Annotated in this window: 1 protein-coding gene; it reads left to right on the top strand. The window is 61.1% G+C overall.

Translation table 11 applies throughout. The features are described 5' to 3' along the window. Positions 1-891 (top strand): xanthine dehydrogenase family protein molybdopterin-binding subunit (locus tag ACR0BD_RS19700; RefSeq protein ID WP_480832978.1); only part of this gene is annotated, 891 nt, incomplete at both ends.

Below are 891 nucleotides of genomic sequence, written 5' to 3'. Positions count from 1 at the left end.
TTACCGGCAAGGATTTCGAAGGCGTGGGCGGCATCCCCTGCGGCTGGGAGGTGACCGACAAGCACGGCGCGCCCATGCAGGAACCGGCGCATCCCATTCTGGCACAGGGTAAAGTGCGCCATGTGGGTGATCCGATTGCAGCCGTGGTGGCCGACAGTCTGGAACAGGCGCGGGATGCGGCCGAGGCGATCGATCTGGATATCGAAGAACTGCCCGCCGTGATCGACATGAAGGCCGCCGCCCAGGAGGGCGCGACGCTGGTCCATGACGATCTGAAGAACAATATCTGCTATGACTGGCAGCTGGGTGAGGCCGATGACGCCAAGGTCAATGAGGTGTTTGCCAATGCGGCCCATGTGACCACGCTGGATCTGGTGAACAACCGTCTGGTTGCCAACCCGATGGAGCCGCGCGTGGCGGTGGCGGAATACAAGCGGGGGACGGATGAGTATACGCTCTATACCACCTCGCAGAACCCGCATGTGATCCGGCTGCTGATGTGCGCTTTCGTTCTGGGCCTGCCGGAACATAAGGTGCGCGTGGTGGCCCCGGATGTGGGCGGCGGTTTTGGCACCAAGATCTTCCACTATGCGGAAGAGGCGTTTGTGACCTTCGCTGCCAAGGCTTGCAACCGGCCTGTGAAGTGGTCGGCCAGCCGGTCCGAGGCGTTCATGTCCGATGCCCATGGCCGCGACCATGTGGGCACGATCGAACTGGCGCTGGATGCGGACAATAACTTTGTCGGGCTGCGCACCAACACCTATGCGAACCTTGGCGCCTATCTGTCAACCTTCTCAAGTTCCGTGCCCACATGGCTGCACGGCACGCTGATGGCAGGCAATTACAAGACGCCGGTCATTCAGGTGAACGTGAAGGCGATGTTCACCAACA

The sequence above is a fragment of the Ruegeria sp. G5 genome, assembly GCF_056533365.1.
This window is presented reverse-complemented; position numbering and strand designations above follow the sequence as displayed.